Genomic DNA, 26783 nt, shown 5'->3' with positions numbered 1-26783 from the left:
GGCGAGCTCGAGATCACCTCCGTCAACCAGGCCTATCTCGAGCGCGGCCAGCTTCATGTCGAGCGGATGAGCCGCGGCTATGCGTGGCTCGATACCGGCACGCACGACAACCTGCTGGAGGCGGGGGAGTTCGTGCGGGTGCTGCAGCATCGGCAGGGGCTTCAGGTGGCCTGCCTGGAGGAGATCGCTTATCTCCAGGGCTTCATCGGCCGCGAGCAGCTGCGGGCGCGCGGCGAGCTGTTTGCCAAGACTAAGTACGGCCAGAACCTCCTGCGCCTTGCCCGCGAGGGCCGCCGGCCCGATCAGGACTTTTGACGGACGCGCCTCGTCATCGCGTTACGGCGGGCGGAGCCGAAGCCGCCCGGCGGGCTGCCCGATCCGATCAGCGATCGCCCTGGATCAGCACCGCGCCGGTATAGGTTTCGGCGACCTCGCAGAATGGCACGCCGCCAGCCGTGAGCACCGCCTCGACGGAGAACAACGGCTCGCCGGGCCCCGGCTGGCCGCCGGTCTCGGGCCGCCACAGCATCGTCAGGGATCGGTTGCGCCGGCTCGGACCCAGGGGCCGCACGACGTGGCCGAAGGGGACCTGCGTTCCGTCCAGCGCTGCGTTCATGCCCGGCGTCAGGCGCGAGGGCACGTACCAGTTGTCGGCCTCCGACAGCACATGGCCGCCGCAGGTGAGCCGCACCCGGCGAAAGCGCACCGGCTCGTCCGGCCCGACGGCGAGCCGCTCGCGTCGCGCGGCCCCGGCCGGCTTGTCCGGGCCGAGGACGCGCACGGCGACGATCCGGGGATCGGAGCTCAGTCCGCGCTCGGCGCACCACGCTTCGAGGACGGCGGTGGCGCTCGGTGCGGCGAGCAGGCGGGCGCTCAGCGTTTCGATCAAGGCGCGCGCGCCGGACCCATCCTGCGCCTCCCGGCTCGTGTCGGCAGCCGTTCCGGCGGTCTGCGCTTGCGCCTGAGCGGCATCCGCGGGCGGCACAGCGGCTCCCAGCGCCGCAAGCCCCAACGTCAGCATCCGTGTCGACGTCCGCTCCATCGTGCAGCGCAATACGCCGCCGGCCGGCAAAGGTCCATCGCGCCGGGAGCCTCTTCCCCGGCGTAACGGACCCTACTTGCTGCCGGAGGGTGCGGCAGTGGCGAGGGGGCCGGCGGGGGGAAGCGGGAAGGCGACCTTGCAGCGCTGGCCGCCGGGCAGCTTGAAATCGGGATTCGGCAGTTCGAGGCGCACACCGAAGGTGCCGCTCGCCGCGTCGAACACCTGATCGACCACGCTGACCCTCGCCACGTAGGCGCCGCCGATCGGCTGGTCGAGCTCGACGGTGGCCGGCATTCCGAGCGTGATCTCCTTCTAGCGGGACACCGGCAGGTAGGCCTCGACGTAGAGCGGATCGAGCTGGACCAGGGTGAAGATCGCGCTGTCCTGGCGCACGAACTCGCCGGCCGACATCAGCCGCTCGGTGACGATGCCGCGGATCGGGCTCCGGATCATCCGCAATTCGAGCTGCGCCTCAGCGCGCTGCAGCTCGATCCCGGCGAGTTTGTGCTTCAGGATCTCGGTCTGAAGATCACGCCGGCCGATCTCGTAATCGGCCTCGACCTGATCGAGCTTTTCCTGGGTGACGATGCCCTTCGAGAGCTGGTTCTGGCGGTCGAGGCGGCGTCTGAAGAGTTCGACCCGGGTCTGCTGCGCCTCGATGCTGGCCGTCGATTCCGACTGCGCCCGCGACAGTGCGACGTTGGCCTCCTCCACGCTCGAATCGAGCCGGGCGATGATGTCGTCGGCCTTCACCGTGGCGCCGCGGTTGACCGGCACGCTCTTGAGGATGCCGAGCGTGGCCGAGCCGATCTTCAGCTTCTGCGCCGGCTCCACCACGCAATCGACGCGGGTGTCCTGGGCGCCCGCCGCACCGGCCGAGAGACAGAGGGCCGCGAGCGCCGCGCAGATCCACCGCCCGAGCATCGCCTCGATTACGATCCGGTCTCCCTGAAGATGATCTCCTGCAGCGGCTGGAGCGAGGCCGCCCTGGCGGCGGAGTGCCGCTTTCTGCCGCGGCAGGCGTCGCTCCAGGGCGGACGCGCGGGCGCGTTCTTCTGGACGTTCCCGCCGCCCCGGTGAGGAGCGTCAACTCACCTCGAAGCTCGTCCAGAGCCCGGTGTCGAACCGTTCCAGCACGGTCGCGCCCAGGAGCCAGCGGCCCGGATTGTCGGCCACGAAAGCGATCTGGGCGCTGCGGCCCTCCGGGATCTGCACCGTGTCGAGCCAGTAGGGCTCCCAGCCGTCGTCGAGCTGGTGCAGCAGGCGAAAGACGTGGCCGTGCAGGTGCAGGCTCTGGATGAAGCCGGTGTCGTTGCGGATCGCCAGCACCACGACTCCTCCGCGCTTGACCGAGAACAAGGGAGGGGCCCCCGCCGCGCCGCTCGCGCCGTTGACCTGCCAGACCTTGGCCGGATCACCGGAATAGGGCGTCTCGGTGCCGGGCTTGGTCTTGTCGGGCCGCACGCCGCCCGTCAGCACGAGGTCGCGGCGCAGGGCGCTCTGGAGGCGGATCTCGCTCGGCAGGCGCTTGTTCTCGGGGATCGAGCCGATGGCGGCGCGGCCGGCTTGCGCCATCGGCTCGCCGGAGGCGGTCAGATTCGCGAGCGGCAGCCCCTGGCCGATCAGCGCGGTGATTGCGCCGGCCGATCCCGCCTGCGCCGGAAGGTCGAGGAGGAGGTCGTAGCGCGTGCCCGGCGTGAGCGGCAGAGTGGCCTTCAGCGGCTCGAACGTGTCGGTCGGCTGCCCGTCAACGGCCGCGACATACGCCTTCAGCCCGTCGAAGCGGATGCGCAGGCTCCGGGCGTTGCAGGCATTGGCCAGGCGCAGGCGCAGGCGGCTGCCCGGCCGGGCCTCGAGGTTGAGCGGGATCGGTCTGCCGTTGAGGGTGACCACGCTCCCCAGCCGCCCCGCCGCCGCGGCGAAGGCGACCTGCCCGAACGGCTGGAGCGCGCCCGCCTCGTCGAGCCGCCAATCCTGCAGCAGCAGCGCGAGATCCTGATCGACTGCGGGAGGGAAGGGCTCCTCCACGATCAGCATGCCGGCGATGCCGCGGCCCGAGGGCTCGCTCGACCCGCCGACCACGAGGGGTCGGATCAGGAAGGTGCCGGCGTCGGGCGGCGTGAACTCGTAGATGAAGCTGTCGCCCGGCTTGATCGGCTCCTGGGTGACCCCGCCGACGCCATCCATGGCGTTGCGGTTGCGCACCCCGTGCCAGTGTAGGGAGAGGGGGCGGTCGGTCCCGTTCTCGACGCGCAGGCGGAGCGGCTCGCCGAGCTTGATCCGCAGGACCGGCGCCGCGTCCTCGCCGAGCCGCCACACTTCCGTCTCGGGGGCAGGCTCGGGTTTCAGGCGGAGCTTGGCCGGCGCTGCCCTGAGCGCCTTCGGCTGCGGAGGCGCAGCCTTACTGGGCGCCTGCGCCGCGGCGGCGCCGGGCAACAGCGCGAGGGCGGCGCTGCCGGCGAGCAGGTCGCGCCGCGAGAACGATCCCGGCTCGGGCTGGGCCATCGGGTCGGGCTTTCGCATGAGGTCTCGCGTCGTCACTGGATCGGAGAGGGGTTGTAGACAGGCGCTGCCCGCCCCGCCACCGGGCAAACCCCTCCGCAAGTTTTTTGCTGCGGCCTTGGGCGCGCGTGCTATAGACGCGCGCTTCGACGGCCCGGTGTCCGGGCTCGTGTCGATGGCGCTCGCGGGCGTGGCGGAACTGGTAGACGCGCTGGATTTAGGTTCCAGTGTCGCAAGACGTGGGGGTTCGAGCCCCTCCGCCCGCACCAAGTCCGTACGGGCCGGCGCCGGGACCGAATCGGTTCCCGCCGGGACCCCTCCCATGGCGCAGCGGCACGCGAAGACGAGATTGCGGTTTTTAGAAAAAGCGGACGAACGACGATGCAGGTGACCGAGACGACCTCCGAGGGGCTGAAGCGCGAGTTTCAGGTGCTCCTCCCCGCGACCGAGCTTGAGGATCGCCTCAACACCGAGCTCTCGAACATCAAGGGCAAGGTCCAGATCAAGGGCTTTCGTCCCGGCAAGGTGCCGGTCGCGCACCTGCGCAAGGTCTACGGCAAGTCCGTGATGGCCGACGTGCTGCAGAACGCCGTCAACGAGGCGAACCAGCAGATCGTCGCCGACAAGGGCCTGCGCCTCGCGCTCGAGCCGCAGATCGAGTTCCCGAAGGACGAGGAGCAGAACATCATCGAGCGCGCGCTCGACGCCAAGGGCGACCTCGCCTTCAAGGTGAAGCTCGAGGTGCTGCCGAGCTTCGAGCTCGCCGACCTCTCCGATGTCTCGATCAAGAAGCTCGTGCTCAAGCCCTCGGACGAGGAGATCAACGAGACGCTCGAGCGCATGGCCAAGGACAGCCGCTCCTTCGAGCCCCGCGAGGAGGGCGCCGCAGCGCAGTCCGGTGATCGCGTCACCATCGACTTCGTCGGCCGCATCGACGGCACCGAGTTCGAGGGCGGCAAGGGTGAGGATGTGGATCTGGAGCTCGGCTCCAACACCTTCATCCCCGGCTTTGAGGACCAGCTCGTCGGCGCCAAGGTCGGCGACACCCGTCTCGTGAAGGTCGCCTTCCCGGCCGATTATCAGGCCGAGCACCTCGCCGGTAAGGACGCCGAGTTCGACGTCACCGTGAAGGTGGTCGCCGCCCCCGGCGAGACCAAGATCGACGACGAGCTCGCCAAGCGCTTCGGCATGGACGACCTGGAGAAGCTGAAGGAGGCCGTCTCCAAGGCCGTCGGCGCCGATTACGAGGCGCAGTCCCGGCGCAAGCTCAAGAAGGAGCTGCTCGACGCGCTCGACGGCAAGTATGCCTTCGATCTGCCCCCGAGCCTGGTCCACCAGGAGTTCGCCGCCGTGTGGGCGCAGGTCGAGCAGGACCTGAAGAACCGCGGCAAGACCTTCGAGGACGAGGGCACCACCGAGGAGGCCTCCCAGGCGGAGTACCGCAAGATCGCCGAGCGGCGCGTCCGCCTCGGGCTGGTGCTTGCGCAAGTCGGCGAGACCGCCGATATCAAGGTCTCGGATGACGAGGTCAATCAGGCCCTGTTCGCCCGGATCCGGCAGTTCCCGGGTCAGGAGAAGCAGGTCTACGACTTCTACCGCAACAATCCGCAGGCGCTCGCCGAGCTTCGCGCGCCGCTGTTCGAGGAGAAGGTCGTCGACCATGTCCTCGGTCAGGTCCAGGTCGTCGAAGAGCCCGTCTCCAAGGAGGCGCTCTTCGCCGAAGACGACGAGGCCGACGCCGTGACCGGCGGGGCCGCGACGGACGAGAAGCCGAGCGAGTCCAGCAACGAGGCGGCGGCCGACAAGGCTGCCGGCTGATCACCGACCCTCCGGCTCCGCGGCGGGCGGCGATCTTGAGAGAGATCAGGCGGCGTTAACGCTCGCCATGTTCGCTGTAACCAACCGGCCCCGGGCGATTCGTCCCGGGGCCGGACTCCGGAGCCGAGGGCTGATATGAGAGATCCGGTCGACTACTTCCACAACTCGCTCGTGCCCATGGTGGTCGAGCAGTCGAGCCGCGGCGAGCGTGCCTTCGACATCTATTCCCGGCTCCTGCGCGAGCGGATCATCTTCCTCACCGGCCCCGTCGAGGACCAGGGCGCGTCGCTGATCGTCGCCCAGCTCCTGTTCCTGGAGGCCGAGAACCCGAAGAAGGAAATTTCCTTCTACATCAACTCGCCCGGCGGCGTAGTGACCTCGGGCCTGTCGATCTACGACACGATGCAGTTCATCCGCTGCCCCGTCACGACGCTCTGCGTCGGTCAGGCCGCCTCGATGGGCTCGCTCCTGCTCACCGCCGGCGAGGCCGGTCACCGCTTCGCACTGCCGAACGCCCGGATCATGGTCCATCAGCCCTCCGGCGGCTTCCAGGGCCAGGCCACCGACATCCTGATCCATGCCCGCGAGATCGAGGCGCTGAAGAAGCGCCTGAACGAGATCTACGTGAAGCATACCGGCCGCGACTACGAGACGATCCATCAGGCGCTCGAGCGCGACAACTTCATGACCGCCGACGCGGCCAAGGAGTTCGGCCTGATCGACGACATCCTGCACAAGCGCCCCGAGCCGGCTGCGGCCTGACGGCGGCGGGGAACCTGAGGCGCCCAGGGCACGCTATCCCGACCACGTCGGGTCATGCGTCCTTTGGGCGCCCGCCCCGATGCGCTGCCCGGTTGATCCCGAGCCGGCTGCATGATTGCATCGGGATTCGAGCGCCTCAATCCCGACGCATCCGCCCGGTGTGACTGTTTCTTTAGGCGGATGCGCTTACATCGTATGATCGACGCGCGTGCCCTCCTGGCTGGGGCCGCGCCTGCGAACCGGAGACCGATATGAGCAAGACAGGCGGCAACGACTCCAAGAGCACGCTGTACTGCTCGTTCTGCGGCAAGAGCCAGCACGAGGTTCGCAAGCTGATTGCGGGCCCGACGGTGTTCATCTGCGACGAGTGCGTCGAGCTGTGCATGGACATCATCCGCGAGGAATCGAAGTCCTCGCTGGTGAAGTCCCGCGACGGGGTGCCGACCCCGAAGGAGATCCGGCGCGTCCTCGACGACTACGTCATCGGGCAGGACTTCGCCAAGAAGGTTCTCTCGGTGGCCGTGCACAACCACTACAAGCGGCTCGCCCACGCGACGAAGCACAACGACGTCGAGCTCGCGAAGTCCAACATCATGCTGATCGGGCCGACCGGCTCGGGCAAGACGCTGCTCGCGCAGACGCTGGCCCGCATCCTCGACGTGCCCTTCACCATGGCGGACGCGACGACCCTGACCGAGGCCGGCTATGTCGGTGAGGACGTCGAGAACATCATCCTCAAGCTGCTCCAGGCCTCCGACTACAACGTCGAGCGGGCGCAGCGCGGCATCGTCTACATTGACGAGATCGACAAGATCTCCCGCAAGTCGGACAACCCCTCGATCACCCGCGACGTCTCGGGCGAGGGCGTGCAGCAGGCGCTCCTGAAGATCATGGAGGGCACCGTCGCCTCCGTGCCTCCGCAGGGCGGCCGCAAGCACCCGCAGCAGGAGTTCCTGCAGGTCGACACCACCAACATCCTCTTCATCTGCGGCGGTGCCTTCGCCGGGCTGGAGCGCATCATCTCCCAGCGCGGCAAGGGCACCTCGATCGGCTTCGGCGCCAGCGTGCAGGCGCCCGACGACCGGCGCACCGGTGAGATCTTCCGCTCGGTGGAGCCCGAGGATCTGCTGAAGTTCGGCCTGATCCCGGAATTCGTCGGCCGTCTGCCGGTGCTGGCGACGCTCGAGGATCTCGACGAGGAGGCCCTCAAGAAGATCCTGCAGGAGCCCAAGAACGCCCTGGTCAAGCAGTACCAGCGGCTGTTCGAGATGGAGAACGTCGAGCTGACCTTCCAGGACGAGGCGCTCAGCCTCGTCGCCCGCAAGGCGATCGAGCGCAAGACCGGCGCCCGCGGCCTGCGGTCGATCCTGGAAACCATCCTCCTCGACACGATGTACGACCTGCCCGGCCTCGACTCGGTCGAACAGGTGGTCATCGGCCCGGAGGTGGTCGAGGGCAAATCGCGGCCGCTCTTCATCCACGGCGACCGCAACAAGGACGCACCGGCCAGCGTCAGCGCCTGATCGGCGAAATCTGAGGGCCGCCCGGTTTTGAGCCGGCGGCCCTTTTTCGTTCCGGAGGGGCCCACGCTTGAAAGCGCCCTCCGCAACGACCACTTCAGGCTCAACGCAGGGCCCTACGCTTCACTCCCCCGAAAGGTCGGGCCTGCGCCACCAGCCGCAATCTGATTATCCGCTTCCGACCCTTCGCGGCCCGGTCGGCACCTGGCAGGATGCTTGCTCTCCAGTGAGGAGCGAATGCCCGGCGTCAACAGATCAAGGGAAGACCCCATGACCCAGTCGAAATCGCGCCAGCCGGTCGTTCCCGGTTCGACGGGCTCCTACGCCGTCCTGCCGCTGCGCGACATCGTCGTGTTTCCGCACATGATCGTGCCCCTCTTCGTGGGCCGCGAGAAGTCGATCCGCGCGCTCGAGGAGGCGGTGCGTTCGGACCGACACATCCTGCTCGCCACGCAGATCAACGCGAGCGACGACGATCCGGCCACCGATGCCATCTACACGATCGGCACGCTCGCCTCCGTGCTGCAGCTCCTCAAGCTGCCCGACGGCACCGTGAAGGTGCTGGTCGAGGGTGCCGGCCGCGCGCAGATCGAGGAGTTCGTCCGCTCCGATGAGTACTACGAGGCGCGTGCCCTCACGCTCGCCGACGATCTTGGCGACCGCGTCGAGGCCGAGGCGCTCGCCCGCTCGGTGATCTCCGAGTTCGAGAACTACGTGAAGCTCAACAAGAAGATCTCGCCCGAGGTCGTCTCCGCCGTCACGCAGATCGACGAGCCGTCCAAGCTCGCCGACACGGTGGGCTCGCACCTCGCGGTCAAGATCGCCGACAAGCAGGCGATCCTCGAGATCCCCACGGTGGCGCAGCGCCTGGAGCGCGTGCTGTCGCTGATGGAGAGCGAGATCTCCGTTCTGCAGGTGGAGAAGCGCATCCGGACCCGCGTCAAGCGGCAGATGGAGAAGACCCAGCGCGAGTACTACCTCAACGAGCAGATGAAGGCGATCCAGAAGGAGCTCGGCGACAGCGAGGACGGCCGCGACGAGCTGGCCGAGCTCGAGGAGAAGATCGAGAAGACCAAGCTGACGAAGGAGGCCCGCGAGAAGGCCACCGCCGAGCTGAAGAAGCTGCGTCAGATGTCGCCGATGTCGGCCGAGGCCACCGTCGTGCGCAACTACCTCGACTGGATGCTCGGCATCCCGTGGGGTAAGCGCTCGAAGATCAAGAAGGACCTGTTGGGCGCGCAAGCGATCCTCGACTCGGATCACTTCGGCCTCGACAAGGTCAAGGACCGAATCGTCGAGTATCTCGCCGTGCAGCAGCGGGCGAACAAGCTCACCGGCCCGATCCTCTGCCTCGTCGGCCCCCCCGGCGTCGGCAAGACCTCGCTCGGCAAGTCGATCGCCAAGGCCACGGGTCGCGAATTCGTCCGGATGTCGCTCGGCGGCGTGCGTGACGAGGCCGAGATCCGCGGTCACCGCCGGACCTATATCGGCTCGATGCCCGGCAAGATCGTCCAGTCGATGCGCAAGGCCAAGACCTCGAACCCGCTCATCCTGCTCGACGAGATCGACAAGATGGGCATGGATTTCCGCGGCGATCCGTCCGCGGCGCTCCTCGAGGTTCTGGATCCGGAGCAGAACGCGACCTTCAACGACCATTACCTCGAGGTCGATTACGACCTGTCGAACGTGATGTTTGTGACGACCGCGAACACGCTCAACATCCCCGGCCCGCTCATGGACCGGATGGAGGTGATCCGTATCGCCGGCTACACCGAAGAGGAGAAGCTGGAGATCGCCCGCCGCCATCTGATCCCCGAGGCTGTGAAGAAGCACGGGCTCGGGACCGACGAGTGGTCGATCACCGACGACGGCCTGATGATGCTCATCCGCCGCTACACGCGGGAGGCGGGCGTCCGCAACCTGGAGCGTGAGATCTCCAACCTGATCCGCAAGGCGGTGAAGGAGATCCTGATCACCAAGGTGAAGCAGGTCGAGGCCAATCCTGAGACGCTGCCGGAATTCCTCGGTCCGCCGAAGTTCCGCTACGGCGAGATCGACGCGGACGATCAGGTCGGCGTCGTCACGGGTCTGGCCTGGACCGAGGTCGGCGGCGAGCTGCTGACGATCGAGGGCGTCATGATGCCCGGCAAGGGCAAGATGACGGTCACGGGCAACCTGCGCGACGTGATGAAGGAGTCGATCTCGGCAGCGGCGAGCTACGTCCGCTCGCGGGCCATCGACTTCGGCATCGAGCCGCCGCTGTTCGAGCGTCGGGACATCCACGTCCACGTTCCGGAGGGGGCGACCCCGAAGGACGGTCCGTCGGCCGGCATCGCCATGGCCACCGCCATCATCTCGACGCTCACCGGCATTCCGGTGCGCCGCGACGTGGCGATGACCGGCGAGGTGACGCTGCGCGGTCGCGTCCTGCCGATCGGCGGCCTGAAGGAGAAGCTGCTCGCCGCGCTGCGCGGCGGCATCAAGACGGTGCTGATCCCCGAGGAGAACGCCAAGGACATCGCCGAGGTGCCCGACAGCGTGAAGAACGGCCTGGAGATCGTGCCCGTCTCGCGGATGGATCAGGTGCTGCAGCACGCCCTCGTGCGCCAGCCCGAGCCCATCGAGTGGGACGAGCCGCTCCCGTCGAAGGCGCCGAAGCGCGACGAGGACGGTGCGGCGGTCATCGCCCACTGATGCCGCGACGCTTGCAATGATCGAAGCCCCCGGAGCCTTGCTTCGGGGGCTTTTTTCATTCGCGACGCAGGCGAGGGAACACGGGCGGTCTTGCGCGGCCGCGTTCCCTTCCGTAACGCTGCGCGGCGCCGGTTCGGGCGGTTAGCTCAGTTGGTAGAGCGTCTCCTTTACACGGAGAGGGTCGGGGGTTCGAGTCCCTCACCGCCCACCAATCGGATCAGGCACTTAGCGCGCGACTTCCTTCGGACGGCACGTTGAAACGGTCGCTTCTGAGTGCCGATGCCTGTCCGTTTTCTTAGCCGAGACGGGAGATGGGCCGAGCACCTCTCCTCCGAGGTGCGGCGCTTCCTCGCCACCGCGCGCGCTGCATGAGCTGATTGGACAGCTCAGCATCTCGGTGGCCGATTCCGAGGCGGGCGGCTCGACTGTTCTGTGCCGACGATCGGCTTCTTTGCCGAGCGTACAGCCCCTTCTCCATCGGACCCGATACAGAACTGAAACGGACGCGCTCGGTCGCGTTCCCCTTTCAGGCACGAGCGGAGGACGACATGGAAGGCGGACTGATCTGGCTCGGCATCATCGCCGGCATCCTGGGGGTGAGCGGCCTCGGTTATCTGTTCGCGTCTTGGGCGAAGGCGCGCAGGACGCCGCGCTGACAGGCCTTGCAGCGCGGTCGGTCAGACGGACCCCGTGCCCTGTTTGGTGGCGAGGGACGGTTCCCAGCCGTGCCGCTCGGGCAGGGTCGGGGCGGCCTGCCCGGCCGTGTTGTCGTTGTCACCGGGCTTCAGGATTGCGGCAGCCGTTCGGTCCGTCCTCGCTTGCGCGCGAAGCAGCAGCGGCACGAGGCGTGGCGAACGGCGATGGATCCAGGCCTCGTGCCGTCCGCGCAGAGGGCGGCCGAAACGGATGTTCTCTCTTCCGAAATTGCTCATCGTTCACGGGGCGGTTTGGCTAAATCCCCTGGGAGGCTAGCCGCAGACCGCTCGGATGACTTGACTGAGCGTCCCAAATTTCGTCGGCGCCGCGATTGCCCGTCAGGGCGCAGCCTTGGCGCAACGCCATGGGAGAAGTCTCGAACACACCATACTGTCGCCGGTGGCAACCAGGCGGCCGGCGAGCATCGATCCCGCTTTTTCGTGCCGCCGCAGCGCTGCCGCGGATGAATCGCCCTTCCTGAGCCGCTCAATCCGTGGGGTCATCGACGGCACGCGCCCGAGACGGCCGGTTGAGGCTGACTCGAGAGGAGGGGGCCGTAGCCCTGGAATGGCGGATTATCTGTTCGTTCATAACCACTTCCCGGGCTCGTTCGGATTTCTCGCCGAGGCGTTGCAGGAGCGGGGGCACCGGTGCGCAGCCATTGCCGGGGAGGGGGCTCCAGGTCTCGATGGCCTGCCGATCCTTCGATGGCGACCCGGGCGGAAGGCGACGCCGGGGCTGTTCCCACTTGCCCATCCCATGGAAACGGCGCTGATCAACGCCACTGCGGCCCTGCGATGCGCCATCGACCTGCGCAAGCACGGCTTCGATCCGGCGGTCGTCATCTGCCATCCGGGGCGAGGGGAATCGTTGCTGCTGAATCAGATCTTCCCTCGAGCGCGCCGGCTCGCCTATGCGCCGTACTACCGGGCGGACGGCGATGCGCTGGGTTTCGATCCGGAATGGACGCGACCGCCCAACCTCGAAGACCGGCTGCGCGATCGGGCGGGGAACGCGGCGCTGGCCATGGCCTATGCCGAGGCGGAACGGCTCGTCTGCCCCACCGAGTTCCAGCGCAGCCTCCTGCCGCCCGCCCTGCGGGCGCAGGCCAGCGTGATCCACGAGGGCATCGATACGGATGTGGTGCGCTACGATCCCGACGCCGCGCTGCGGCTGCCGAACGGGCGCATCCTCACCAAAGCGCGGCCCGTCGTCACCTTCATCGCCCGACAGCTGGAGCCGTTGCGCGGCTTCCCAACCTTCATGAGGGCTCTGCCACGCCTGCTCGAAGCGGTGCCTCAGGCCGAGATCCTGATCGTCGGAAGCGATGGCCGCCGCGACGCCGCGGCGAAGGGCGCCTCGGCGCAGACGTGGAAAAATCGTCTGTTGATCGAACTCGACGGCCGGCTCGATCACGAGCGCGTCCACTTCCTCAACCGCCTCTCGCACGACGAAATTCTGGCGGCCCTGTCAGTGGCGACGGCCCATGTCGCCTACACCTATCCGTTCTCGCTCTCGCGGGTCTTTCTGAAGGCGATGGCTTGCGAGTGCCTCGTGATCGCCTCCGACACCGCGCCCGTGCGAGAGGTGATGCGGGACCGCGTGAACGGACTCATCCGCGATTTCTTCGACGCCGATGCGCTGGCGGAAGCACTTATCAATGCCTGCCGTATGCCGGAACGGATGCGCCCCCTGCGCGAGGCGGCCCGGCGCACGGTCATCGAGCGCTACGATCGGCGTCGGCACTGCCTGCCGACCTGGCTCGCACTCCTCACCTTCCTCGCCGACACGCCGGTTCGGGCGTGAGAGATCGGGGACCGACGCGGCAGCGTCTCGGCCGAACGCCGGTGAGCACGGCTGCGCGACGACGCCTTATCCTGCCCGGAACAGGTGCAGGCTGAAGCCGCTGTCGTCGTCGATCCAAAGGCGGATCGGCTCCCAGCCCTGCGCCGTTGCGAGGGCCCGGAAGGTCTCGGGTGCGTATTTGTGGGAGGTGTCGGTGCGGATGCTCTCGCCCGCCGCGAAGCGGATCGTCCGGCCCCCGAGTTGGTAGGCGGCCGGTCGGATGGCGACGAGGTGAGCCTCGACCCGGAACGGGTCGTCGGCGAGCCGCGCCTCGTGGCGGAAAGCATCGCGATCGAAGTCGCTGCCGAGTTCCCGGTTCATCCGGTCGAGGAGGTTGAGGTGCAGGGCCGCCATGAGGCCGTCCGCCTCGCCGTAGGCGCGGCGCAGCCGGCCCGGATCGCGGGTCGGGTCGGCGCCCACCAGGAAGTGGCTCGGCCCCAGCGTCTCACGCGCGCGTGCGAGGAAGCCGCCCGCCTGCTCCGGCGTGAAGTTGCCGATGCTGGTGCCGGGAAAGAAGCCGAGGATCGGCGGTTCCGCCGCCCCCGGCGGCAGGCGGACCGGCTTCGAGTAGTCGGCAACGACCGGCGTCATGGCGACATCCGGATAGTCCGGCGCGAGCCGCCGGAGCGCCGCTTCGAGATAGGCACCGGAGATGTCGAGGCCGAGGAAGGCGGCGGGTGCCTCCAGGGCGTCGAGCAGGGTGCGGATCTTCCGGCTCGCGCCGCTGCCGAACTCCACGACGCTGACCCGGGGCCCGACGATTGCAGCGACCTCGGAGGCCACCTGGGGCAGGAGCGCCATCTCGCGCTTCGTCGGATAGTAGTCGGGATGCGCGCAGATCCGGTCGAACAGGTCGGAGCCGGTCTCATCCCAAAGATACTTCCCGGGCAGTGACTTCCCAGGTCCCGAAAGACCGGCGAGCGCGTCGCGCAGGAACTCGGCGCGCTCGTCCCGCCCGCTCTCTCCCGCGCTCTCCGCCGCACTCATCGCGCTTCGGCCCGGCGGGTCGCGGTGAGGATGACCAGCGCGATGCGCTCGGCCGCCGCGTAGCCCGGATCGTCGAGTTCCTCGCCGTACTCGTCCGGGTCGAACTCGCGGTAGGACCAGTCGAGCCCGGCATCCGCGCAGATCCCGCTGGCCTCGGTCCGAAAGCCGTCCTCGCCCTCGACGATGGCCGAGCCGGTGAACAGGACGAGAGAGCCGCCGGGCGCCAGACGTTCGGCCGCCGCTTCGACCACGCGCAGAGAGAGTCCGGCACCGAGCGGCCCGCCGCCATGGCGATAGGCCCGCCCGCCGGCATCCACCATGAAGGGCGGGTTGGAGACGATGAGGTCGAACGAGCCCTCCAGGCCGCTCAGCATGTCGCTGTGAACGGGACGAACGTTTTCGACGCCGGCGAGGCGGGCATTGATCGCCGCCGCGCGCAGCGCGGCGGGGTTGATGTCGACGAGGTTGACCTCGGCCTCCGGCACGCGCTTGGCAACGAGGATGCCCGCCGCACCGGAGCCGCAGCCGATATCGGCGACCCGCCGCGGGGCCGGTTGCCCGGTGCGGGCGCGCTCTTCGAGATGGGTGAGAACCGCTTCGGCGAAGCGCATCGTGTCGGGGCCGAAGAAGACCGAATCCGCCGCGAGCGGCGGATAGGCGGCGTGCAGGAAGAGTTCGTCGTCGAGACTCGACAGACGAATGCGCGCCTTCAGGAGGCCGCCTTCGGGACCCTCCATCCGGTCGAGCACGTCGGCCCGCCGCATCAGGTCGGTCAGTTCGGCCGGGATCAGACCCTCGCGGAAGGAGCGGCTCCAGCCCAGCACGTCGCGCAGGGATCGAGCGAGGGCGTTCCCGGGCCGGGCATTGACCCGGGCATGCGTGGCGGGGGTCACCGTGGTGAAGCGATAGCCGCTGTCGCGCACGGCGCGGGCCAGGGCGAGAAGCGCCTCGTCCGTCTTCTCATCGCGGGTGTCGGTCTCTGGCTGGCGCGCCGGGTGGGTCAGAACGTCGGCCATGGTCATCCTCAGCCCTCCATCTGTCCGGCGACGAAGGCACCCGAGCGGAGATCCGCCGCGACCTGCTGCGCATCCCACTGTGCCGCCCGCTCCCGACGTCGATACGGGCAGACCCAATCGTCGGGCACAGCCCGCCCGCTGAACTGACGGGCGGCGGAGCGCTCGCCGTGCTGGGCCAGCATCGGATTCACCGAGCCCGCCCAAGCCGCATCGCGCTCGACGATCGAGTCGCGCAGCCGCTCGTAGCGTCCCTCCGCGCGCAGGCGCTCGAACTGGTCGTGCAGATTGAACACCAAGACGGGGTGTTCGAAGCGGCGCGCCTTGCGGCTCGCGCCGGGATGCAGTCCGACGATGAAGAACCCCTCGCCGCCGAGGCTCATCGAGAAATGCGGGTCGTCCGGGTCGGCCGAGACCCGCGGATCCTGGCTATGTCCGAGCCCGCTGTCACGGTCGGACAACGACTGCATCCGCCGCCAGAGGGCCGCCTCGAAGGCCTCTTCGGTGAGGGGGCGGGACTCCTCGAAGACCACCGCGAAGCTCTGGAACTGGTCGCGACGGGCGCGGTAGCGGCAGATGAAGGCGAGGATCGCCGGATAGATCCGCGCATCGTCCGCATCGGAGGCGATATCGCGGGCGACCAGGACCTTGAGCTGGCCGCGGGACAGCGCGGATTTGGCGCCGACGCAGGGGAAGGGCTGTTGACGAATGAAGTGCCGGAAGCGCTCGGCGAGCGGATGACCGGTGTCGTCGGTGGGCAGCAGCATGACACCTCGTGTGAAGCGGGCAAGCGGACGTCGCGACCGGACCTGCCGGCCCGGTTCGGTGAAGAGCGCGATGGGAAAGCCGGCCGACGCGCGGTCCGCCGGCCCTCGGAGAAGGTGAACTGCGCGGGGAACCTCGCCTCCCCGCCATTGTTCCGCGAAGCTTGGGGATAACGGCGGGCTTAGGCCTTGGTGATCACCTGCGGATTGTCTTGATCAGCCGCGGCATCGTGGCGCAGAGTTTGATCGGTGAGCGGAAACATCTTCCCGACGAGGCTTAAGACTCGATCTCGTAGTGAATCGGCTTGAAGGAGAAGTTGTTCGATTGCAGCGCCGAGCAGGCGGTCAGGCCGATCACGAGATCCGTCTCCGCCACGAAGCTCACCCGGTCGCCGGCTCGACTGAGTGGCGGGCGCACCGCGATCTCGCCGCTCTGCCCGTCGACGGTGACGTGCATGAAGACGTTGAAGGCGACCGGGATACGGTCCGGCACGATGCCGTAGGGGGCCAGCGCCGCGGCGAGGTTGCCGAAACAGCCCCGGTGGGGGTGTTCGTCCCCATAGATGATGCGGAAGGTCTCGGCCGAGCAGGGCGTGAGCAGGAAGTCGTGGCGGCCCACCGTGTCCTCGACGATGCGCAGGAGCACGTTCGAGCGGTTGGAGTAGATCGGGTCTCCCGTCGTCAGGAAGATCCGCGAGGCGTAATCGATGGTGCGGCCCGAGGAGATGACCTCGTCGAGGTCGTCGCGGCGGAAGGCGACGAGGTCGGCCACCTGCTCCCCTTGCGGGTCGATCACCGTCAGGCGCTGGCCGCGATCGAGGGTGAAGGCCGCCCCCGACCGCGGTGGGATCTCGTGACGCACGGGTCGGCTCATTTGTCGTTCTCTTCTTCGAAGCGGGGGAGGCCCGCGGGTTCGCACCGGGCTATCGCCGGACCAGGCTTGGCAGCAGCGATCGCGCGACAGGGGATCAGACGAGGGCCCTGTCGGGTTCCCGAACGGTGGCGACGTCCCGAGTCACGGGGCGACACCGGAGACGCCTGCCCGTGGATGCACGACTGGACGAACGCCCCTCACCGCCCGGCGAGGCCGGCCGGGACGGCTCACGTCATATCGCCGAGATCACGCTGCGCGGGCTTCTGCTCGGCGCGGTGATCACGGTCGTGTTCATGACCGCCAACCTCTATATGGGACTGAAGACGGGGGTCACTTTCTCGACCTCGATCCCGGCGGCCATGCTCTCGATGGGCCTGCTGCGCCTGTTCGGCGGTGCTGGCATCCTCGAGAACAACATCGTCCAGACGCAAGGGTCGGCGGCGGGCACCCTGTGCAACGTCATCCTGGTGCTTCCGGGCCTCGTGCTGATCGGCCATTGGCACGGCTTTCCGTTCTGGCAGACCACGGCCGTCTGCCTCGTCGGCGGGTTGATCGGACTGGTCTACTCGATCCCCCTCCGGCGCGCGCTCGTGATGGGCGCCGGGCTTCCCTACCCTGAAGGCACCGCCGCGGCCGAGGTGCTGCATGCGGGCGAGGCGGGCGATCGCGGCGGCCTGCGCATCCTGCTCGGCGCAGCCGGGGCGGGCGGGCTGATCGGCCTCGCCACCACCGGCTTCCGGCTCATCGCCGAGGGGCTCCACACCACGCTGGCCGCGGGGCCGGCTCTGTTCCGGTTCGCCACCGGTTTCTCACCCGCGCTCGTCGGCGTCGGTTACCTCGTCGGGCTCGGCGCCTGTCTCGCCCTGCTCGCCGGGGTGGCCCTGGCCTGGGGCGTCGCGGTCCCGCTTCTCACCGCATTCGGTGACGGGGCCGGCACGAACGGTGCGGAGGCAGCGGCGCGGGCGGTGTGGTCGGAGAAGGTTCGCCTCATCGGCGCGGGCATCATCGCCGTCGGCGCGGTCTGGACCGTCGCCTCTCTCGGCCGTTCGATCCTCGGCAGCATCCGCTCCGCCTTCAGAGCCGCGCGGGGCGGCGGGCACGCCCTGCGCCGGCTGCCCCGTCAGGAGCGCGACCTGCCGATTACCTGGGTCGCGGGTGCCTCGCTCCTGCTCGCGCTGCCGCTGGCTTGGCTCTTCGTCCATTTCAGCGCGGGGGCCGAACTCGGGGGGATGCGCTTCGCGCTGGTGGCGGTCGCGACGCTGTTCACCGTCGGCTTCGGCTTCCTGATGGCGGCGGCCTGCGGCTACCTCGCCGGGCTGCTCGGGTCGTCCTCCAGCCCGATCTCCGGCATCGGCATCCTGACGACCTTGCTCGCGGCCCTGCTCCTGCCGCTGCTGCTCGGCCGCGCCGCCGGGCCGGAAGGCGAACGCTTCGTCGTCGCCGCCGTCCTGCTGCTCTCGTCCATCGTCGTCACCACCGCCTCGATCGCCAACGACAACCTTCAGGACCTCAAGACCGGCCAACTCGTCGATGCCACACCGTGGCGGCAGCAGGTGGCTCTGGCGGCCGGCGTCGGCGTCGGCGCCCTCGTGATCGCTCCCCTGCTCGACCTCCTGTACAACGCCTACGGCTTCGTCGGTGCGCTGCCGCGGGAGGGGATGGACGAGGCTTCAGCCCTGCCGGCACCGCAGGCCGCCCTCATGACTCAGATCGCTGGCGGTATCGTGCACGGCGCGTTGCCCTGGTCGATGGTGGCGACGGGGGGCGGCCTCGGGGCGCTTCTCGTCGCCCTGGAGGCGCGTCTGCGTCGCGGCGGCCGCTCGTTTCCGGCGCTCACCGTCGGAATCGGCATGTACCTGCCGCTCGAGGTCGTCGTGACGATCGCGTTCGGCGGCCTCGTCGGCTGGCTGGCCTCGCGCCGTCTGCGTCGAGGCGACGAGGCCGAGCGGGCGGGCGGACGGCGGCGCGGTGTGCTGCTGGCGTCGGGATTCCTCGTCGGCGAGAGCGTCGTCGGCGTGCTGCTGGCCGCCGCCGACACGCTGAGCGGCCGCAGCGCCTCCCTGGCCTTCGCGGCGGATGCGCTCGGCGGAGCCGGGCCCTGGCTCGGGCTCGCCGTCTTCCTGATGGTGCTGGTTGCGTTCTACCGTATCGCGTCGCGGACGGATGAGGCTGGTTCCCTGCCATCCTCGTCGGCGCCATGACCTCCGCGGCATCAAATCGCCGATGGGCGACTATGCCATGGCCTTCGTCGCATCGGGCGCGCTTCCGACGCTTGCCTTCTAGTCCGTCTCCCGTGAGGTGATGAAGAGCTGTTTAAGTCGAGCCGCTTACGTATTTCCTCCAAATGAAGCGCTTCGACACCGTCGTTGCGCGCATCCTCGTCGAGATCGTCAGCAGTTTTCTGGGCGTCTGTCTCGTCTGTGTCGTGCTTCTCTGTTTCGGTGCCGACCCTGTTCTTGTCGATCTGACGATGGCTATCGGCGGCTATCTGACGACAATCGCGCTCGGCATCGGTGTCGGAACGATTAATGTGGGAATCTGTTCAGTCTTCCCAGGTTTGGCACTTGGGTACATACTAGTAACAATGCCGCTATATCTATCGAGTGGCGTATACTTTATGGCCTGTTGCATGCCGGATGAAATATACTATTATATGAAATGGAATCCGATTACGCAGATTATCGAATGGGTGCGTCTCGGCTACGATCCGACGATTCCTGTTCACGTCGATTATCTCTACCTTTTCGGCTGGGTGTTCGGCAGCCTCACCATCGGTCTGCTGATGGAGCGCTACGTGGTGCGGGCTCAGCAATAACGCAGTCAGCGCGGCGCCGCTCGAGTCAAAGATTCAGGCCGCCGGCCGCTTCGGCGGTCTGCGCCAGCGAGGGGGATGGGCTGGATGGAGAGGCGGCTCAAAATTTCGGCCGAAGCTCGAAAAAGGGGTTGAGTCCCGCCAATCCTCTGCTTATAGAACCGCTCATCGCCGACGCACTCAGCACCGCCGGCGAGGCCAGAGACCGAAACCGGTTGCGGCAGAAATGATGGGGCCTTAGCTCAGCTGGGAGAGCGCTTCCATGGCATGGAAGAGGTCATCGGTTCGATCCCGTTAGGCTCCACCATCATATCTCGTTCACCGCGTTAGCCGCAGCCCGGATGAGGGTGCTGGCCGCGTAGGGTTCAACGAGACAAAATCCTTCGACAAGCGTTTGCCTGGACTTGCCGCTTCCCCGCGTGCGTCGATGCTCCTTGGCATGGGCCGGCAGTCGCGCATCGAGCTGCACGCGCCGGTCCGATCTGTCTCAGCAGTCCGAGAGCGCGCGTCCAGGCGTGTGTTCGTCCGAGCCTTAACGGGCGGTTTGCCACGGGCTGATGATGCGAGCCGGGGCCGGTTTCAGCTCGGCTTGGGCCTGCCGGTCGAGCGGCTCGATCGCATCCCGTGGCGCGAGGCGGCGTGCTTTGGCGAGCACCTTCCGAGCTTCATCGGCCGGCATGGCACCATGGGGCAGCATCATCGCCATCAGTTGGCGACGGGTTTTCGCATCGACCGTGCGTGACTGCTTCACATCCTCGAAATCGCTCATCCGGTGGCGCGCGGCCTTCGCACCACGTCCGCGATCATGGCGCCCCATGAAAACTTTGGGACCGCTCGGCATCACGACGATGTCGCCCGGCCGCAGCGTCTCGTCGCGCAGGAGGGCCCCGGTCGGATTAGCGGCGATTGCCTTCGAGTCGACCGGCTGCTTGCCGCTGATCCCGTCGCCCCCGTCCTTGGGCAGGGCCGCCTTCGGCAGGGCCGCGTAGCGCACCTTCGGGCGGCTCCGTTCCGACGCGCTGCGGTGCCGCCGCCAGCGGTAACGCTCGTTCACCTCGCCGCCGCCGTAAGCGGGCACGATCGGCGCCGGCGCCGGCGCCGCTTGCCGCGGAGCGAAGAGTTGCTGGAACAGGCCGCCGAGGCCCCCTTCCTGAGCGTGTACGCCGGCGACGGTGGAGAGGATGAAGGCGGAGGAGGCCAGGACGAGCGCGAAGCGACGTCCGGAGCGGGGCGGGGTCGAGAGCATCGACGGCTCCTGAAGCGGGTGGTCGCGTTCGACCGATGCGCTGTCAACTGAAGCCGATCTTAACAGTTCCGGCGAAAACTTGGCGCATATGTGGATTTTTTAGGGTGCTTGGCGTGAATACGCTTCTTCCCGGAGGCGCTCACGTCGGTGTGAACCCAAAGTCGGGCCTGAGGGTTGCAGATCAGCGCCGCCGTCGCAGCGGCGGACGGAGCCGATCTCTCGATGTCTACAAACAACCGAGCTGTTCCCCAGGCTGCCGAGGGTTCAGCCGGCGACCCTCGCCATTCGACTCTCTGGACGATGGCGCTGGCGGCGGCGCTCCTCGGAATGGTCGCGCTCCCGCGCCGGCCTGCCGCGGGCGCAGGGCGACCACGGACGCGCGATGAGACCACGGGAGATTCGGCGCGGCAGGAATCGCCCTCGCACGAGGGTGACGACGCCCACCGGGTCGCCCAGACCGAACGCGACCGCGGCCGTTCCGCCGACCGGCCGACCGAGGTGCCGGCCGCGGGTTGGAAGGACGTCCTCAAGCGGACCTATCACGATATCGGCGAGAACCGCCTCACCCTGGTGTCGGCGGGTGTGACCTTCTTCGTGCTTCTGGCGATCTTTCCGGCCATCGCGGCCCTGGTCTCCGTCTACGGGCTCATTGCCGACGTCTCGACCATCAACCAACAGATCGACGCGCTGCGCGGCGTCCTGCCGTCCGGCGGCGTCGATATCGTCTCGGAGCAGGTCAAACGGCTGACCGAGAAGGGTGATACGACGCTCGGCCTCACCGCGTTGGTCGGCATCGCGCTGTCGGTCTGGAGTGCCAATGGCGGCGTGAAACACGTCTTCGACGCGCTCAACCTCGTCTACAACGAGCGCGAGCGACGCGGCTTCTTCAAGCTCAATCTCGTCTCGCTCGCGTTCACCGCCGGTGCGCTGCTCTTCATCGTGCTCGCGCTTGCCGGCATCGTCGCGGTGCCGGTGGCGATCCAGTTCCTGGGGCTGTCCGGCGATGCGTGGTGGCTGGCGCTGCTGCGATGGCCGGTGCTGTTCGTCGTGGTGATCCTGATGCTCGCGGTGCTCTACCGCTACGGCCCGAGCCGAGACGCGCCGCGCTGGCGCTGGGTGACGCCGGGCGGCACGGCCGCCGCGTTCCTATGGCTTGCCGGCTCGCTGCTGTTCTCGTGGTACGTCTCGAATTTCGGGAGCTACGACAAGACCTACGGCTCGCTCGGCGCCGCCATCGGCTTCATGACCTGGATCTGGCTCTCGACCACGATCGTGCTGCTCGGCGCACAGCTCAACGCCGAACTCGAGCATCAGACCGCCAAGGATACGACCGTCGGCGAGCCGAAGCCACTTGGGACCCGCGACGCGCGCATGGCGGACACGGTGGGGGCCGCCGCCTGACGGCGGTCCACTCGCCTCGCTTCTTGGGCCGGCACGGGTCGTCGACGGGGACGAGGTCGTCAACGCTGAAGGAGCCGCTATCGCTGGCGACGAGCGCGCCGGAATGGTTCCTCGTCCAGCACGCGCGCGCCGTTTTCTCGGGGCGGAGGACAAAGCCGCCCGCCTTCAAAGAGGCGTTCTGCTCTTGCCCTTCTTGGCGCCGTGCTGGTGATGGGTGGGCTCAGGTAGGACGGTCAGCGTCCCGGCCTTCGGGGGGGGACGTGGGGCTAGCACCGGTTGCGGCAGCAAACCTCGTCCGGAGCATGGACGGATCCGGCCTTAACAGGCGCCCGCGAATGCTCGTCCCGGTGCCTTTCAGCAGGCCGGGTGGTCCCTTCGCCTACGCGTCGCTTCGCGGCAAGGCGGCAAGCAGGACGACGGCCCGAGATGTGTGGCGTGAACCGACTTTGCCGGCTCGAACAGAGGAGTGAGGCCTCTTATAGGGCAATGAGCGCAGTGACGACTGGGCCTGTGCCCATCACCATTCTCGTCGTCCCAGGACGCGCTTCAACGCGCCGAAGACGGAGATTTCCCGGATGGATGATGATGAGGGCGCGACGACGAACGTCGTTTGGTGTCCGCCACTGCCTACCAATGGAAAATATGCGAGAGGGAACGGCGAGGTCTCGCCGTTCCCCTGACGCTGTAGCCTCGCAGGATGGGCTCAATAGGCGGTGTATCCGGCCGGGCGGCGGACCGAGCCGGTCACGATGTCGTCCGCAGCGCCGACGGTGCCACCCACCACGTTTCCGGCTGCGCCGAGCGTACCGCCGACGAGAGTGCCTGCCGTGTTGGTCACGCCGCCGACCACGTTGCCGACGCCGCCGATGAGGCCGCCGCGCACACCCGCCGGATCGATATGCGCGCCCCAGACATTGAGGGTGCCGTCACGATTGTAGCTGGCGCTGTCGGACGGCAGGCTCTGCGCGAGGCCAGGGGTCGCGGCCAGGCCGAAAGCAAAGGCAAGAGCCGTGGCGATCTTGGTGCGGTTCGTCATGATCGTACCTCTATCTGTCACAATCGGCAGCACTGCGCGGAGCCTCGTCTGAAACTGGCTGAGGCGGGCCCGCCGCCGACTTCGATGGGCAAGATCTGTGTTCGTCTGATCTTTGGACAATACCTAATTTGTCGCACTGCATCATCGATATATTTCAAAATGACTGATTTGGCATGGAAGTTTCATGCAGCGACATCGGGCGCCCACGAAAAAATCGTTTTCTGGCATAGGTTTCCCGCATGTGCGCCGTTGTAAGATTGCATTGTGCACGAACGCACATGGGTGATCTTTCCGAAATTCCTTTCCGGCTTGAGGCGGCGTGTCCGCCTCGGAGCTGCAGGACGTTCCTCGCTGGCGAGGGGAGAAGCCGGGGATCTGCGGCATTTCCCGGCATCGGGGCGATGTCCCGAGCTGGCGAAAATGCTCTATGGATCGGCGCGGCCCGCCTCCGGGTCTCCGCTCGCCGATGGCTGTTCGACCGATGACCGCTGAGACCCAACCGCAACCGGACAAGCCCGTCGGCGCCGAGGACCGGGTGATCCTCGTCGACGGCTCGTCCTTCATTTTCCGAGCGTACTTCCAGTCGATCAATCAGGACCAAAAGTACAACACGCGGCCCTCCGACGGACTGCCGACGGGTGCGGTACGCCTGTTCTGCACCAAGATCGCCCAGTTCCTTCAGGACGGCGCGGCGGGGGTGAAGCCGACCCATCTCGGCATCGTCTTCGACAAGTCCGAGGGCTCGTTCCGTAAGGAGCTGTTCCCGGACTACAAGGGCCATCGGCCCGACGCGCCCGACGACCTCAAGCGCCAGATGCCGCTGATGCGCGACGCGGTGCGCGCCTTCGGACTGCACGCGGTGGAGCTGGAGCGCTACGAGGCCGACGACCTGATCGCGACCTACGCGCGCCAAGCCGAGGCGCGGGGTGCCGAGGTCATCATCGTGTCCTCCGACAAGGACCTGATGCAGCTCGTCTCCGACAAGATCCGGTTCTACGATTTCGAGTCCGGCGCCAAGGGCAAGCCCGGCTACCGGCCCGAGCGCAACCTCGACCGCGAGGCGATCATTGCCAAGTGGGAGGGGCTGACTCCGGAGCAGATCGGCGACGCGCTGGCGCTGATCGGCGACACCTCCGACAACGTGCCGGGTGTGCCCGGCATCGGCCTGAAGACGGCCGCCGCCCTGATCAAGGAGTACGGCAGCCTGGCCCAGCTTCTGGAGCGTGCCGCCGAAATCAAGCAGCCCAAGCGCCGGGAGACACTGCTCGCCAACGTCGATCAGGCGAAACTCTCGCGTCGCCTCGTCGCGCTTGAGGAGAAGGTACCGGTACCTGTGCCGCTCGACGAACTGGGCGTGCCGCAGCCCGATCCGGAGAAGCTCGTCGGCTTTCTCAAGGCCATGGAGTTCAATACGCTCACGCGGCGCATCGCACAGATGCTGCACGTCGATCCGGAGGCCGTGAAGCCCGATCCGGCGCTGTTGCCGGGCGCACAGCCCCACGCCTACACCAACGCCGCCGGCGGCAGCGATGCCGTGCCGTTCTTCGGCGACGCCGTGCCGGTCGACCCCGAGACCGAGGCCGCCCCGGAGCGAACGGACGGCGCGGCCCCGCCCGAGGTTGATGAAGCCGATCCCTTCGCTGATCTCGGCCTGCCGGATCAGGCGCCGGCGAGAAAGCGCGCGCCGACCGAGCCAACGCCGGCCACGCTCGTGGCGGCCCGCGCCGCGGAGGCGGTCAAGCCGTTCGACACGGCGGCCTACGAAACGATCTCCACGGTCGAGCAGTTGGAGGCCTGGATCGCCGAGAGCTACGAGGCCGGCGTAATCGCGGTCGATACCGAGACCGACGCGCTCGACGCGGCCAAGGCCGGGCTCGTCGGCGTCTCGCTCGCTACCGCGCCGGGGCGCGCCGCCTACATCCCGCTCGCCCATGTGAAGCCCGAGGTGAAGGGCGGCGACCTGTTCGGCAACGGCGGCGCGGGCGCGGACGATTCCGACAAGCAGCCCGGCCAGATCGATTTCGACACGGCCCTGAAGCTGCTGAAGCCGCTGCTGGAGGATCCCGGCACGCTCAAGGTTGGGCAGAACCTGAAATACGACCTCTCGGTGCTGCACCGCTACGGCATCGACGTGGCGCCCTTCGACGACACGATGCTGATCTCCTACGTGCTCGATGCCGGCAAGGGCGGGCACGGCATGGACGAACTCGCCCGCCGCCATCTCGGCCACCAGCCGATCACCTTCGCCGACGTCGCCGGCACCGGGCGCAACAAGGTCACCTTCGATCGCGTCGCGATCGACAAGGCGACGGCCTACGCGGCGGAGGACGCCGACGTGACCCTGCGCCTGTGGCGGATGATGAAGCCGCGCCTCGTCGCCGAGCACCGGGTGACCGTCTACGAGACCCTGGAGCGTCCGCTCGTGCCGGTGCTGGCGCGGATGGAGCGGGCGGGCATCGCCATCGACCGCAACATGCTGAGCCGCCTCTCCGGCGACTTTTCGCAGATCCTGGCGCGCCTCGAAGAGGAGATCCAGGAGGACGCAGGCGAGAAATTCCAGGTCTCATCGCCGAAGCAGATCGGCGACGTGCTGTTCGGCAAGATGGGCCTGCCCGGCGCCAAGAAGACGCCGTCCGGCCAGTGGGCCACGCCCGCGACGTTGCTCGAAGAGCTGGCTCAGGCCGGCCACGACCTGCCGAAGAAGATCCTTAACTGGCGCCAGCTCTCCAAGCTGAAATCGACCTACACCGACTCGCTGCAGGAGCATGCCGACCGGGGGACCAACCGCGTCCACACCTCGTTCGCGCTCGCGGCCACGACGACCGGCCGGCTCTCCTCCTCGGACCCGAACCTGCAGAACATCCCGATCCGCACCGAGGAAGGGCGGCGCATCCGCCGCGCCTTCGTCGCGCCCGAGGGCAAGAAGCTGATCTCGGCGGATTACAGCCAGATCGAGCTGCGCCTGCTCGCCCACATCGCCGACATCCCGCAACTGCGCGAAGCGTTCGAGCAGGGACTCGACATTCACGCGGCGACCGCCTCCGCGATGTTCGGCGTGCCGCTCGACCAGATGACCGGCGACCTCCGGCGGCGCGCCAAGACCATCAATTTCGGTATCATCTACGGCATCTCGGCCTTCGGTCTGGCCGACCGCCTCGGCATCGGCCGCGAGGAGGCGTCCGCCTTCATCAAGCAGTATTTCGAGCGGTTTCCCGGCATTCGCGACTACATCGACACCACCAAGCGCTCTTGCCGCGAGAAGGGCTACGTCACGACCCTGTTCGGGCGCGTCTGCCACTATCCGCAGATCCGCTCGAACAATCCGTCCGAGCGGGCGAGCGTGGAACGCCAAGCCATCAACGCACCGATCCAGGGCACTGCCGCCGACATCATCCGCCGCGCCATGACGCGGATGGAGGACGCGCTCGACGCGCAGAAGCTCACCGCGCGGATGCTGCTGCAGGTGCACGACGAACTGGTGTTCGAGGTGCCGGACGACGAGGTGGAGGCGACGATCCCGGTGATCGCGCGCGTAATGGAGGAGGCGCCGGCGCCTGCCCTGTCACTCAGCGTGCCGCTGGTGGTCGAGGCGCGGGCGGCGGGGAACTGGGAAGAGGCGCACTGACCGCCGGTTCGGCTGCGCTGTCACGGCTGATACGGTCTCCGCTGGATCGCTTCGGCTTCGCCTCGCGATGACGGTGTCGGGCAAAAACTGAAGCGATCAACCGGAACCGGTATGACACGACAGTCCTCATGCTGAGGCGCTGCGTC

General features: G+C 67.7%; 19 protein-coding genes, 3 tRNA genes and 1 pseudogene. 14 read left to right on the top strand and 9 right to left on the bottom strand.

Going from position 1 to position 26783, the window contains the following annotated elements; translation table 11 throughout:
- Positions 1-315: sugar phosphate nucleotidyltransferase (locus tag HNR01_RS08305; RefSeq protein ID WP_246417438.1), on the top strand; the 315-nt coding region annotated here is incomplete at its 5' end.
- A gap of 67 nt (positions 316-382) precedes the next feature.
- Here the strand turns inward: HNR01_RS08305 and HNR01_RS08300 are convergent.
- The gene (locus HNR01_RS08300; RefSeq protein WP_246417437.1) at positions 383-1021 is read right to left on the bottom strand and encodes a hypothetical protein; all 639 of its coding nucleotides are present in this window, start codon (positions 1019-1021) and stop codon (positions 383-385) included.
- Positions 1022-1114: 93 nt separating this feature from the next.
- Positions 1115-1966, bottom strand: a pseudogene (locus tag HNR01_RS08295) (efflux RND transporter periplasmic adaptor subunit).
- A gap of 30 nt (positions 1967-1996) precedes the next feature.
- On the opposite strand from HNR01_RS08295, the gene HNR01_RS27880 reads away from it, so the two are divergent.
- The gene (locus HNR01_RS27880; RefSeq protein ID WP_255538668.1) at positions 1997-2122 is read left to right on the top strand and encodes a hypothetical protein; all 126 of its coding nucleotides are present in this window, start codon (positions 1997-1999) and stop codon (positions 2120-2122) included.
- A gap of 6 nt (positions 2123-2128) precedes the next feature.
- Here HNR01_RS27880 and HNR01_RS08290 read toward each other — a convergent pair whose 3' ends face one another.
- On the bottom strand, positions 2129-3565 hold the full coding sequence (locus HNR01_RS08290; RefSeq protein WP_183667333.1) for a multicopper oxidase family protein: 1437 nt from the start codon (positions 3563-3565) through the stop codon (positions 2129-2131).
- Between the two features lie 163 nt (positions 3566-3728).
- Between HNR01_RS08290 and HNR01_RS08285 the strand changes: the two genes are divergently transcribed.
- The 7 genes from HNR01_RS08285 (at position 3729) to HNR01_RS08255 (ending at position 12840) form a co-directional block, all read left to right on the top strand.
- Positions 3729-3813 (top strand) — tRNA-Leu (locus tag HNR01_RS08285).
- Positions 3814-3925: 112 nt separating this feature from the next.
- Positions 3926-5362, top strand: coding sequence for a trigger factor (tig, locus tag HNR01_RS08280; protein ID WP_183667332.1), 1437 nt, complete (start codon positions 3926-3928; stop codon positions 5360-5362).
- A 135-nt stretch (positions 5363-5497) separates the two neighbouring features.
- On the top strand, positions 5498-6124 hold the full coding sequence (locus HNR01_RS08275; protein ID WP_017485728.1) for an ATP-dependent Clp protease proteolytic subunit: 627 nt from the start codon (positions 5498-5500) through the stop codon (positions 6122-6124).
- 251 nt (positions 6125-6375) lie between these two features.
- Positions 6376-7647 carry an ATP-dependent Clp protease ATP-binding subunit ClpX gene (clpX, locus tag HNR01_RS08270; protein ID WP_017485729.1) on the top strand — a complete coding sequence of 424 codons (1272 nt, stop codon included), beginning with the start codon at positions 6376-6378 and terminating at the stop codon, positions 7645-7647.
- Between the two features lie 267 nt (positions 7648-7914).
- Positions 7915-10338, top strand: a complete 2424-nt coding sequence (gene lon, locus HNR01_RS08265) for an endopeptidase La (RefSeq protein WP_017485730.1) — start codon at positions 7915-7917, stop codon at positions 10336-10338.
- Between the two features lie 135 nt (positions 10339-10473).
- Positions 10474-10549 (top strand) — tRNA-Val (locus tag HNR01_RS08260).
- Between the two features lie 1052 nt (positions 10550-11601).
- The gene (locus HNR01_RS08255) at positions 11602-12840 is read left to right on the top strand and encodes a glycosyltransferase (RefSeq protein ID WP_183667350.1); all 1239 of its coding nucleotides are present in this window, start codon (positions 11602-11604) and stop codon (positions 12838-12840) included.
- A 66-nt stretch (positions 12841-12906) separates the two neighbouring features.
- Here HNR01_RS08255 and egtD read toward each other — a convergent pair whose 3' ends face one another.
- The 4 genes from egtD to HNR01_RS08235 all read right to left on the bottom strand — a co-directional run bounded on the left by egtD (position 12907) and on the right by HNR01_RS08235 (position 16517).
- On the bottom strand, positions 12907-13866 hold the full coding sequence (gene egtD, locus HNR01_RS08250) for an L-histidine N(alpha)-methyltransferase (RefSeq protein WP_183667331.1): 960 nt from the start codon (positions 13864-13866) through the stop codon (positions 12907-12909).
- Positions 13863-14888 (bottom strand): methyltransferase, encoded by a 1026-nt coding sequence (locus HNR01_RS08245; protein WP_183667330.1) that lies wholly within the window; start codon positions 14886-14888, stop codon positions 13863-13865. Before HNR01_RS08245 ends, egtD begins: the two co-directional genes overlap by 4 nt.
- Before the next feature lie 2 nt (positions 14889-14890).
- Positions 14891-15646, bottom strand: a complete 756-nt coding sequence (gntA, locus tag HNR01_RS08240; protein WP_183667329.1) for a guanitoxin biosynthesis heme-dependent pre-guanitoxin N-hydroxylase GntA — start codon at positions 15644-15646, stop codon at positions 14891-14893.
- 274 nt (positions 15647-15920) lie between these two features.
- Complete coding sequence (locus tag HNR01_RS08235; protein ID WP_183667328.1) at positions 15921-16517, bottom strand: DUF1989 domain-containing protein; 597 nt, start codon at positions 16515-16517, stop codon at positions 15921-15923.
- Positions 16518-16687: 170 nt separating this feature from the next.
- Here HNR01_RS08235 and HNR01_RS08230 point away from each other — a divergent pair, with 170 nt between their 5' ends.
- The 3 genes from HNR01_RS08230 (at position 16688) to HNR01_RS08220 (ending at position 19636) form a co-directional block, all read left to right on the top strand.
- Positions 16688-18718 carry an OPT family oligopeptide transporter gene (locus HNR01_RS08230; RefSeq protein ID WP_183667327.1) on the top strand — a complete coding sequence of 677 codons (2031 nt, stop codon included), beginning with the start codon at positions 16688-16690 and terminating at the stop codon, positions 18716-18718.
- Positions 18719-18861: 143 nt separating this feature from the next.
- Positions 18862-19332, top strand: a complete 471-nt coding sequence (locus HNR01_RS08225) for an ABC transporter permease (RefSeq protein ID WP_246417434.1) — start codon at positions 18862-18864, stop codon at positions 19330-19332.
- 228 nt (positions 19333-19560) lie between these two features.
- A tRNA-Ala gene (locus tag HNR01_RS08220) sits at positions 19561-19636 on the top strand.
- Between the two features lie 225 nt (positions 19637-19861).
- On the opposite strand, the gene HNR01_RS08215 is transcribed toward HNR01_RS08220, so the two are convergent.
- Positions 19862-20407, bottom strand: coding sequence for a hypothetical protein (locus HNR01_RS08215; protein WP_246417433.1), 546 nt, complete (start codon positions 20405-20407; stop codon positions 19862-19864).
- A gap of 390 nt (positions 20408-20797) precedes the next feature.
- On the opposite strand from HNR01_RS08215, the gene HNR01_RS08210 reads away from it, so the two are divergent.
- Complete coding sequence (locus HNR01_RS08210; RefSeq protein WP_183667325.1) at positions 20798-21976, top strand: YihY/virulence factor BrkB family protein; 1179 nt, start codon at positions 20798-20800, stop codon at positions 21974-21976.
- Between the two features lie 703 nt (positions 21977-22679).
- Here HNR01_RS08210 and HNR01_RS08205 read toward each other — a convergent pair.
- Complete coding sequence (locus tag HNR01_RS08205) at positions 22680-23012, bottom strand: hypothetical protein (protein WP_183667324.1); 333 nt, start codon at positions 23010-23012, stop codon at positions 22680-22682.
- 481 nt (positions 23013-23493) lie between these two features.
- On the opposite strand from HNR01_RS08205, the gene polA reads away from it, so the two are divergent.
- Positions 23494-26637, top strand: coding sequence for a DNA polymerase I (polA, locus tag HNR01_RS08200; RefSeq protein ID WP_183667323.1), 3144 nt, complete (start codon positions 23494-23496; stop codon positions 26635-26637).
- Positions 26638-26783: the final 146 nt, after the last annotated feature.

The organism is Methylorubrum rhodesianum (assembly GCF_014199985.1).
Classification (GTDB): domain Bacteria; phylum Pseudomonadota; class Alphaproteobacteria; order Rhizobiales; family Beijerinckiaceae; genus Methylobacterium; species Methylobacterium rhodesianum.
This window is presented reverse-complemented; position numbering and strand designations above follow the sequence as displayed.